The sequence below is a fragment of the Bradyrhizobium sp. LeoB3 genome (genome assembly GCF_055456055.1).
In genome coordinates this window covers 1-9,537 of sequence record NZ_JBVBEF010000168.1, presented here as the reverse complement: position 1 = coordinate 9,537, position 9,537 = coordinate 1, and the positions used below count along the sequence as shown (strand labels likewise).

The 9,537-nt window shown below is 66.0% G+C and carries 9 protein-coding genes; 5 read left to right on the top strand and 4 right to left on the bottom strand.

Annotation, left to right across the window (positions count from 1 at the left end; genetic code table 11):
• Nucleotides 1-219: 219 nt before the first annotated feature.
• Nucleotides 220-1,128 carry an NAD(P)-dependent oxidoreductase gene (locus tag ACZXDY_RS43275; RefSeq protein WP_130229353.1) on the bottom strand — a complete coding sequence of 303 codons (909 nt, stop codon included), beginning with the start codon at nucleotides 1,126-1,128 and terminating at the stop codon, nucleotides 220-222.
• Between the two features lie 219 nt (nucleotides 1,129-1,347).
• Nucleotides 1,348-1,728, bottom strand: a complete 381-nt coding sequence (locus tag ACZXDY_RS43270; protein WP_028163768.1) for a carboxymuconolactone decarboxylase family protein — start codon at nucleotides 1,726-1,728, stop codon at nucleotides 1,348-1,350.
• A gap of 253 nt (nucleotides 1,729-1,981) precedes the next feature.
• On the opposite strand from ACZXDY_RS43270, the gene ACZXDY_RS43265 reads away from it, so the two are divergent.
• Nucleotides 1,982-4,585, top strand: coding sequence for a TIGR02302 family protein (locus ACZXDY_RS43265; RefSeq protein ID WP_464349698.1), 2,604 nt, complete (start codon nucleotides 1,982-1,984; stop codon nucleotides 4,583-4,585).
• A 203-nt stretch (nucleotides 4,586-4,788) separates the two neighbouring features.
• Here ACZXDY_RS43265 and ACZXDY_RS43260 read toward each other — a convergent pair whose 3' ends face one another.
• Nucleotides 4,789-5,166, bottom strand: coding sequence for a response regulator (locus tag ACZXDY_RS43260; RefSeq protein ID WP_028163766.1), 378 nt, complete (start codon nucleotides 5,164-5,166; stop codon nucleotides 4,789-4,791).
• Between the two features lie 35 nt (nucleotides 5,167-5,201).
• On the bottom strand, nucleotides 5,202-6,059 hold the full coding sequence (locus ACZXDY_RS43255) for an MJ0042-type zinc finger domain-containing protein (RefSeq protein WP_464349697.1): 858 nt from the start codon (nucleotides 6,057-6,059) through the stop codon (nucleotides 5,202-5,204).
• Nucleotides 6,060-6,262: 203 nt separating this feature from the next.
• Here ACZXDY_RS43255 and ftsE point away from each other — a divergent pair, with 203 nt between their 5' ends.
• The 4 genes from ftsE to ACZXDY_RS43235 all read left to right on the top strand — a co-directional run bounded on the left by ftsE (nucleotide 6,263) and on the right by ACZXDY_RS43235 (nucleotide 9,481).
• On the top strand, nucleotides 6,263-6,922 hold the full coding sequence (gene ftsE / locus ACZXDY_RS43250) for a cell division ATP-binding protein FtsE (protein WP_130229349.1): 660 nt from the start codon (nucleotides 6,263-6,265) through the stop codon (nucleotides 6,920-6,922).
• Nucleotides 6,915-7,886 (top strand): cell division protein FtsX, encoded by a 972-nt coding sequence (locus ACZXDY_RS43245; protein ID WP_464349696.1) that lies wholly within the window; start codon nucleotides 6,915-6,917, stop codon nucleotides 7,884-7,886. The genes ftsE and ACZXDY_RS43245 overlap by 8 nt, the downstream gene beginning before the upstream one ends.
• A 71-nt stretch (nucleotides 7,887-7,957) precedes the next feature.
• Nucleotides 7,958-8,680, top strand: coding sequence for a YdcF family protein (locus ACZXDY_RS43240; RefSeq protein WP_464349695.1), 723 nt, complete (start codon nucleotides 7,958-7,960; stop codon nucleotides 8,678-8,680).
• A gap of 27 nt (nucleotides 8,681-8,707) precedes the next feature.
• The gene (locus ACZXDY_RS43235) at nucleotides 8,708-9,481 is read left to right on the top strand and encodes a lysophospholipid acyltransferase family protein (protein WP_464349694.1); all 774 of its coding nucleotides are present in this window, start codon (nucleotides 8,708-8,710) and stop codon (nucleotides 9,479-9,481) included.
• Nucleotides 9,482-9,537: the final 56 nt, after the last annotated feature.

Sequence of the window (9,537 nt, the reverse complement as noted above, 5' to 3'; positions counted from 1 at the left end):
TCAAAACCGGCCTTGAATACTTCCATGCCGTCGCAGTCGGATGGAGCCTCAGAGATCCGTGCATGCCCTAGCGCGAAAGCGGGGACCCATAACCACAGGTGTTTGTGGTGTGCTCCGCTGCAACCGCTTGCTCGCGCCACGACAAACGCCCTGTGGTTATGGGTCCCGGGGCAAGCCCGCGACGACAGCTAGCCCCGGGACCACATCTCACTGCACGGCTCACTTCGCTGCGTGACTGCCCTTTGTCCCGCCGACCACGACGCCCGCCGCTTTCTCGACCGGCTTGATCGCGGAGGTGAAATCGGAGTCCGGTCCCGTCTCGCGGATCACGGTTTCCCAGAGGCGGCCGACGGCCTCGGCGACTTCCATCGACAGGCCGAGCGACTTCATCTCGTCCAGGCACAGCCGCACATCCTTCACCATCAAGCCGGTGGCGAAGCCGAAATCGAACGTGCGCGGCAGCACCGAGCGCGGAAACTTGTCGCGGCTCGCGGTATTCATGCCAGAGCCCGCATTGATGACATCGATCATCACGGCCGGATCGAGCCCGGACTTCACGCCCATCACCACCGCTTCCGAGGTCGCAACCATCGCAGTCGCCGACAGGAAATTGTTGGCGAGCTTCATCGTCTGCCCCGAGCCCGGCTTCTCGCCGATGAAGAACACCTTGCCGATCACGTCGAGCGCCGGTTTCAGCACCTCGTAGTCCGCGCGCGGACCGGAGACCATCACCGCCAGCGTTCCTTTCTCGGCGCCGCCGACGCCGCCGCTGACGGGGCTATCGATCTGCACGATGTTGCGCTTCGCCAACAGGTCATGGATGCGTACCGCCATCTGCGAGCCGACGGTCGAGAGATCGACGAAGCGCTTGACGCGCTCACCCTCGATCACGCCGCCGGCGCCGGTTGCGACCTCGAGCGAGGCCTGCAGCGAGGGCAGGCTCGCCATCACGGTCTCGACCCGGTCGGCGATCGCCTTCGGCGAGGACGCGGCTAGCGCGCCGCGCGCGGTCAGCCGCTCGACGGCCTCCTTGCGCGTATCGAACACGGTAAGTTGATGCCCGGCCTCGACCAGCCGGCGCGCCATCGGAAAACCCATGTTTCCGAGGCCGATGAATCCAATTTCCATGGTGTTTCCTTTATCGTTGTTTGCATCGTTATTTGTGAGATCGTTGCGGCGAAACAGCACGCCACACACTCACTGTCGTCCCGGGCTTGACCCGGGACCCATAACCCCAGGGAGAAGTTGTGGCGTCGGCCGGTGGCCCCAGTTTTCGCAACCACATCCGCCTGTGGTTATGGGTCCCGGCTCGCGCTTCGCTTGGCCGGGACGACGGCGGAGAAGGCGTTACGCCTTATCGATCTCGGCGAATACTTCGCGCGCGATACGAAAGCTGTCGACGGCGGCGGGCATGCCGCCATAGATCGCGACCTGCATCAGGATCTCGCGGATCTCTTCGCGGGTGACGCCGTTGGTCAGCGCGCCCTTCAGGTGCGCGCGCAATTCATGCGGCCGGTTCAGGATCGAGATCATGGCGATGTTGAGCATGCTGCGGGTCTTGCGCGGCAATTCCTCGCGGCCCCATACCGAGCCCCAGCAATATTCGTTGAGCAGGTCCTGGAACGGCTTGTTGAAGCTGTCGACGTTCTTGAGCGCGTTGGAGACATAGGCCTCGCCGAGCACGGCCTTGCGGATTTCCAGGCCTTTGTCGTGCGTCTTTTGGTCCATAACGTTTCCTCATGCAGTTCAGAGAACATGATCCGGAAAGATGGAAACCGGTTTTCCATGCCCGAACAAAAATGAGATCATGGCCCGATTTCGGATCATGATCTGGGGTTGTGGCGGCGACGTTACGGGGTCGCTCACGCGCAGTCACGCCTTCGTGTTATGCGTAATTCCACGTGTGGGTTGCCGGAACGGAACGGGTGCCTCATTGCCGCCCTTGTGGTAAGGTGACGTGTCGGGCAACCCGGAGATTTTATTGAGCGGCGACCCCACTGAACCCGCGCGCGAGCATGACGCCGTCGCGCGGCTAAAATTGAACGAAGCCCTGCAGCGGGCACAATACGCGATCGCGTGGGAGCGCGTATGGCCGTATCTGGCCCGGTTTCTGACCGTCATCGGATTGTTCCTGGTCGTCTCCTGGGCGGGACTCTGGCTGGCGCTGCCGCTTGCGGTGCGCCTCGCCGGTGTGGGCCTGTTCGCTCTGCTGGCGCTGGGCGCGCTGTTTCCGCTGGTTCGCTTCCGCTGGCCGACGCGCGAGGAGGGCTTGAGCCGGCTCGATCGCGGCACCGGCATCCGCCATCGCCCGGCGACCGCGCTGAGCGATACGCTCACGAGCCAGGACCCGGTCTCGCAGGCGCTGTGGCAGGCACAGCGCGAGCGCACGCTGGCCTCGCTCAAGCGCATTCGTGCCGGCCTGCCGTCGCCGCGGCTTCCGATCCATGATCCCTGGGCCCTGCGGGCGCTGGTGATCGTGATGCTGGTCGGCACCTATATCGCTGCAGGCGACGAGCGTTCTCTCCGTTTCGCCTCCGCCTTCGATTGGAATGGCGTGCTGGCGCCGACCAATATCCGGGTCGATGCCTGGGTGACGCCGCCGAACTATACCGGCAAGCCGCCGATCATCCTGTCGTCGGCGAACCGGGAAGCGGCTGCCGCCGAGAGCGGGCCATTGGCGGTTCCCGCCGGCAGCACGCTGCTCGTGCGTTCCAGCGGCGGCAATATCGACGTCGTGGTCGGCGGCGGCGTGACCGAGGTTGCCCCGAGCGACGAGGCGCCGAAGGGCACCAACGAGCGGCATTTCAAGATTGCTGGCGACGGCACCGCGCATGTCCGCGCGCCAGCCGGCCAGCCGCTGTGGCGTTTTACCGCAACGCCTGACCGTCCGCCGTCGATCGCCCTGGCCAAGGATCCCGAGCGCCAGGCGCGCGGCTCGTTGCAATTGTCCTACCGGCTCGAGGACGATTACGGCATCACCGAAGCGCGCGCGCAGTTCGTCGCGCGTCCAAGCGATGCGCCCAAGGAACCTGGCAAGGACCCCGGGAATGCCGGAACCAGGACGGCAGAGGTGCGGCCGCTGTTCGAGCCGCCGCAATTCCCGCTCGTGCTGCCGAACGCGCGCACCCGCAATGGCGTCGGCCAGACCGTCAAGGATTTGAGCGAAGACCCCTATGCCGGCGCGGATGTGACGCTGACGCTGACGGCAAAGGACGAGGCCGGCAATGAGGCCAAGAGCGAACCGTTCAACATGCGCCTGCCGGAGCGGTTGTTCACGAAACCGCTGGCGCGGGCGTTGATCGAGCAGCGCCGCATTCTCGCGCTCGACGCCAACAAGAACGCCGATGTCTACGCCGCGCTGGACGCGCTGTTGATCGCGCCGGAAATGTTCACGCCCGAGGCCGGCACCTATCTCGGCCTGCACAGCGTGGCGCGGCAGCTCGAGGCCGCCCATACCGACAACGCGCTGCGCGAGGTCGTCGCCAGCTTGTGGGCGCTTGCCGTCACCATCGAGGACGGCAACATCACCGACGTCGACAAGGCGCTGCGCGCGGCGCAGGACGCCTTGAAACAGGCGCTGGAGCGTGGCGCGAGCGACGAGGAGATCAAGAAGCTCACCGACAATCTGCGCGCGGCGCTGGACAATTTCATGCGCCAGCTCGCCGAGCAGTTCCGCAACAACCCGCAGCAATTGGCGCGCCCGCTCGATCCCAACGCCAAGGTCCTGAGCCAGCAGGACCTGAAGAACATGCTCGACCGCATGGAGCGGCTGTCGCGTTCCGGCGACAAGGACGCGGCAAGGCAGTTGCTCGATCAGCTCCAGCAGATGCTGGAGAACCTGCAGATGGCGCAGCCCGGCCAGAGCGGCGACAACGACATGGAGCAGGCTCTGAACGAGCTCGGCGACATGATCCGCAAGCAGCAGCAGTTGCGCGACAAGACCTTCAAGCAGGGCCAGGATTCGCGGCGCGACCGCATGCGCGGCAAGCAGGGCGATCAGTCCATGGGCGACCTGCAGCAGGATCAGCAGGCGCTGCGCGACCGGCTGCAGAAGTTGCAGGAAGAGCTCGCCAAGCGCGGCATGGGTCCCGGCCAGCGCGGCGAGAAGGGCCAGCGCGGCCAACAAGGACAGCAGGGCCAGCAAGGTCAGGGCGGCCAGGAGGGCGATCAGGGCGACGGCGAGGACGGGCTCGATCAGGCCGATTCCGCGATGGGCGATGCCAGCGGCCGGCTTGGCGAAGGCAATGCCGATGGCGCGGTGGACTCGCAGGGCCGCGCGCTGGATGCGCTGCGCAAGGGTGCGCAGAGCCTCGCCGAGGCGATGCAGCAGGGTGAGGGCGAGCAGGCCGGCGACGGCCCCGGCAACCGCGTCGGTCGGCAGCAGAGCGGCGGCAACCAGACCGATCCGCTCGGGCGCCCCTTGCACGGCCGCGAGTTCGGCGACGATTACACCGTCAAGATCCCCGGCGAGATCGACGTGCAGCGCGTGCGGCGAATCCTGGAAGAACTCCGCCGCCGCCTCGCCGACCCGTCGCGGCCCCAGATCGAGCTCGACTATCTGGAGCGGCTGCTGAAGGATTATTGAGGCTGCGCGCGTAATGACGCGACGTGCGGCTCCCACACACAGCGGCTCCTACACACAGCTGTCGTCCCGTCGAAAGACGGGACCCATAACCACAGGCCGTTGTTGTAGGCTTCGCCGCAACTGCTTGCTCGCGCCACAACACCTCCCTGTGGTTATGGGTCCCGGGTCAAGCCCGGGACGACGGAGAGAGCGCGCCCGCAACCCTACGCCACCTTCCGCGCGGAGAGCGCATCCGCCACCGCCGTGCGGATATCGGCGACCGAGAACGGCTTGGTCACCACGTCGTGCACGATCGCATTGAGGCCGGAGGCGCGCTCGCGCTGATCGGCAAAGCCGGTCATCAACAGGATCTTCAACTCCGGAAAGTCGCGCGCGCTGGCGAGCGCCAGTGCAATGCCGTCCATGACAGGCATCTGGATGTCCGTGAGCAGCAGATCGAAGGCGCCCTGCTCCCGCGCCAGTATTTCGAGCGCGGCGGCGCCGTCCTGCGCGGTGACGGTCTCATGGCCGTCCATGGCGATGGCGCGCGCGACCAGCGAGCGCATCGAATCTTCGTCGTCGGCGATCAACACCCGCGGCATCGAGCTAACCTCCTTCGCAAGACACGTCTCGTATTCTAAGCCTTGCCGCCGGCCGCCAGATCCCGCTTGTTGAAGAAGCGGATATCGATGTCGCGCCCTTCGGGGGGCGGCGAGGCAAGGCGGGACTTGAAAAAGGCGCGTTCGCCCGGCTTCAGCACCGGCTGCTCCAGCACCGTGTTCCACGCATAAATCTCCGCGCCCTGCGCGTCGCGGACCGCAAAGCGCAACCGCGGCAGTTCCACCGGCTTTCGGATCTCGCCGACGATCATGCCTTCGATCACCAGCACCGGCTTGCCGTCCACTGTCTCGTGACTGACTTTGACGTCCTTGAACGCCACCCCGCGCAGATTCACCTCGAGCCCGGCCAGCCGGTAGAACAGCGCGGTCTGCGGCAACAGGCGCACGACGTCGCCGCGCCACACCACCAGCGCCACAATCAGCGCCGCCATCGCCGCGCAGGCGGTGGGCAGGCTCGTTGCGGGCATGCGGATGCGGGGCAGGGTGGGCAGCTTGAACAGTCCTGGCAGCCGGCGGCGGGGTTTGGCTTCGGCATCTACGTGAGCCTCGGCGTCTTCCCGGGCGACCGACGGCCAGTCCTGCCGGACTGCATCGTCCGCCGGCCAGTCGGCCGAGATCGAGGGGCTGTCGACGACAGGCGTGCGCTCGTCCTCCTCCTGCCGCGCCATCGCCTCCCATTCCGCGGCGGCATCGGACGCGGCGGACCTGTCCGCCGCCGCCATCGCCGGCATCGGCGCCGTGATGTCGACGGCATCCTCCGGCCGCGCCAGCCAGACCTCCCTGCAGCGGGAACAACGCACCGTACGCCCGGCCGGACCTAACGTCTCCAGCTTGATCGCATAGGATGTTGTACAATGCGGGCAAACGATATGCATGGAGCCCAATCCCCACCATGGATGCGCCGGGATGCTACAAGGCGACCGTTAACGAATCGGAAACCATAACCGAAGCACAAACGCTTTGTTCGGCCCGCCGGCCCAGCCGGAAGCGGGCGCGAGGATTGAGCCAAGGTTCGAGGTTCCCGGCCGCCGCCCCAGTTGAACCCAACGTCCAACCCAATGTCGAGCGGAGCTAGAGCTTGGTTCGGTTCGAAAATGTCGGATTGCGTTACGGACTGGGCCCGGAGATTCTGCGCGACCTCAGCTTCGCCGTCCCCGCCCATTCCTTCCAGTTCCTCACCGGCCCGTCAGGCGCCGGCAAGACGTCGCTGCTCAGGCTGTTGTTCCTGTCGCTGCGGCCGACGCGCGGATTGGTGAATCTGTTCGGCAAGGATGTTTCGCTGCTGAGCAAGGACCAGATCGCAAACCTGCGCAAGCGCATCGGCATCGTGCTGCAGGACTTTCGCCTGCTCGACCACATGACGACCTACGAGAACGTCGCGCTGCCGTTCCGCGTGATGGGCCGCGACGAATCCAGCTACCGGCGCGAGGTGATCGATCTCTTGAAATGGGTCGGCCTCGGCGAGCGGATGGATGCGCTGCCGCCGATCCTTTCGGGCGGCGAGAAGCAGCGTGCCGCGATCGCGCGCGCGGTGATCTCGCGACCGCAACTGCTGCTGGCGGATGAGCCGACCGGCAGCGTCGATCCGACGCTCGGGCGGCGGCTGCTTCGCCTGTTCATCGAGTTGAACAAGTCCGGCACCGCCGTGATCATCGCCACCCACGACATCACGCTGATGGACCAGTACGAGGCGCGGCGATTGGTGCTGCACCAGGGACGGCTGCACATCTATGAATAAGATCGGCCGAGAGCATGTGCCGCTCGTCGACCTCGGGCATGAACGCCCGCAGGTGTCGGCGAACGCGCGCAACATGTCGCCGATCGTGCCGCGCGCCTCGATCTCCGGCCGCGCGCTGGTCGCCGTCGTGGCGATCATGACCTTCCTCGCCTCGATGACCACGGGCACGGTGCTCCTGGTCAGCGCATCCGCAGCCGAGTGGCAGTCGGAGGTCGCAAGCGAGATCACGATCCAGATCCGCCCGGCTCCCGGCCGCGATCTCGAGCGCGACACATCAGCGGCGGCGGAGGCGATGCGGACGCAGGGTGGGATCGTCGAAGTCCGCCCGTTCAGCAAGGAGGAATCCGCAAAACTGCTCGAGCCCTGGCTCGGCAGCGGATTGTCGATCGAGCAATTACCGGTGCCGCGCGTCATCGTGGCGCGGGTGCAGCCCGGCGGCACGCCCGACCTCACAGCGCTCCGAGCGCGGGTCACGCAGGCCGCCCCCGGCGCCAGCGTCGACGATCACCGCGCCTGGATCGAGCGCATGCGCTCGATGAGCGGCGCCACCGTGTTTGCCGGCATCGGCATTCTCGCCCTCGTGATCATCGCGACCATCATCTCGGTCTCCTTCGCCACGCGCGGCGCGATGGCCGCCAACCGGCCGATCGTCGAGGTGCTGCATTTCGTCGGCGCCTCCGACAGCTACATCGCCAACCGCTTCCTGCGGCACTTCCTGATGCTGGGCCTCGAGGGCGGGCTGATCGGCGGCGGCGTCGCGATGCTGTTTTTCGGCTTCTCTGAATCGATCGCGAGCTGGTTCTCGGGTACTCCGGTCGGTGACCAGTTCGCAGCCCTGCTCGGCACCTTCTCGCTGCGGCCGTCCGGCTATCTGGTGCTGGCGCTGCAGGCGGTATTGATCGCCGCGATCACGGCCTGGGCCTCACGGCGGACGCTGTTCGCCACGCTCGATGATGTCGACTGATGGAACGGCCGGACTCCACTTCGCCCGAAAACGCACTAAAATTGCGTCCGGGGAAGGACAGCCATAATCCGATGAGCTCTGAACTCGACGACGGATCGCAAGAGCGCCGGCCAGCGCGGCCGCGCGGATGGCTGCGCGCGCTGATCGTCGCACCGGTGGCGGTGCTGTTCGTCGCCGCCGGGTTCGGTTTCGTCGCGTTCCTGTCGCAATTGCGCGGCGTCGAAACCCAGCCCGAGCATAACGCCGACGGCATCGTGGTGCTGACCGGCGGTTCCTCGCGGATCTCCGACGCCGTGGAATTGCTGGCGGCCGGCTACGGCAAGCGGCTGCTGATCTCAGGCGTTCACCCGACCAATGCGGCGAGCGATATTTCCCGCTCGCTGCCCGAGAGCAATCAGGCACTGCTCAGGTGCTGCGTCGATCTCGACCGCTCCGCGGTCAATACCAGGAGCAATGCCGCAGAGACGCGGCGCTGGGCGCGTGAGCGCGGTTTCAAGTCGCTGATCGTGGTCACCTCGAACTACCACATGCCGCGTGCGATCGTCGAACTGTCGCACGCGATGCCGGATGTCGAGCTGATCCCGTTCGTGGTGATCGGCGATAAATGGCGCGACGAACCCTGGTGGATGAGTGGCGGAACGCTGCGCCTCCTGCTATCGGAATACGTCAAATATGTCGCGGCGGAGGTGCGGGTGCGGCTGGCCAGAATCGGTCTCGACCTGACGCCGGAATTCCTGGATCAACCCGGCGGCGCGCAGGCGCCGCGCCGGCCCGCGACCGCGCAGGTGAACTGACCAGACCAACTCGTGTTCGGGAATTCGATGTCTTCGATCTTCGTGCGCTCGCTCATCTTCAACGTGCTGTTCTATCTCGTGCTGGTGAGCTTAAGCATCGTCGCGATCCCGACCGTCGTGTTGCCGCGCCGGGCGATGATGACGCTGGCCGCATGGTGGGCGAGCGCGACGCTGTTCCTGATGCGCGTCGTCTGCAACATCCGGGTCGAATTCCGAGGCGTGGAGAAGATTCCGAAAGGGCCCTTGATCGTGGCCGCCAAGCACCAGTCGATGTGGGAGACGTTCCAGCTTTTGCGCTTCTTCGACCACCCGCTCTACATGCTCAAGCGCGAGCTGACCTGGATCCCGGTGTTCGGCCAATTCCTGATCAAGGCGGGCATGATCGCGATCGATCGCGGCGGCGGACCGCGCTCGCTGGTGAAGACGCTGCGCCGCGCGGCGGCTGAAGTGAAGCGCGGCCGCCAGCTCGTGATCTTTCCGGAAGGCACGCGGCGGCCGGTCGGCGCGCCGCCGAGCTACAAGACTGGCGTCGCGCAGATCTATGCCGAGAGCGGCGTGCCGTGCCTGCCGGTCGCGCTCAACTCCGGCCTGTTCTGGCCGCGCCGCACCTTCATGCGCTATCCTGGGACGCTGGTGGTCGAATTCCTTGATCCGCTGCCGGCGGGTTTGCGGCGCGACGAGTTCATGACGCGGCTGCGCGAGTCGATCGAGGGCGCCACCGACCGTATCGTCGAGGCCGCGCGCGCCGAGCAGGCGCAATTGTTCGGCGTCGTGCCCGATACGGCGAAGGCGAAGCTGTAGAGCATGATGAGATCAGGTCGAGTTGGCGCCACGTCGGAGGTGCCTTACCTCTCCCC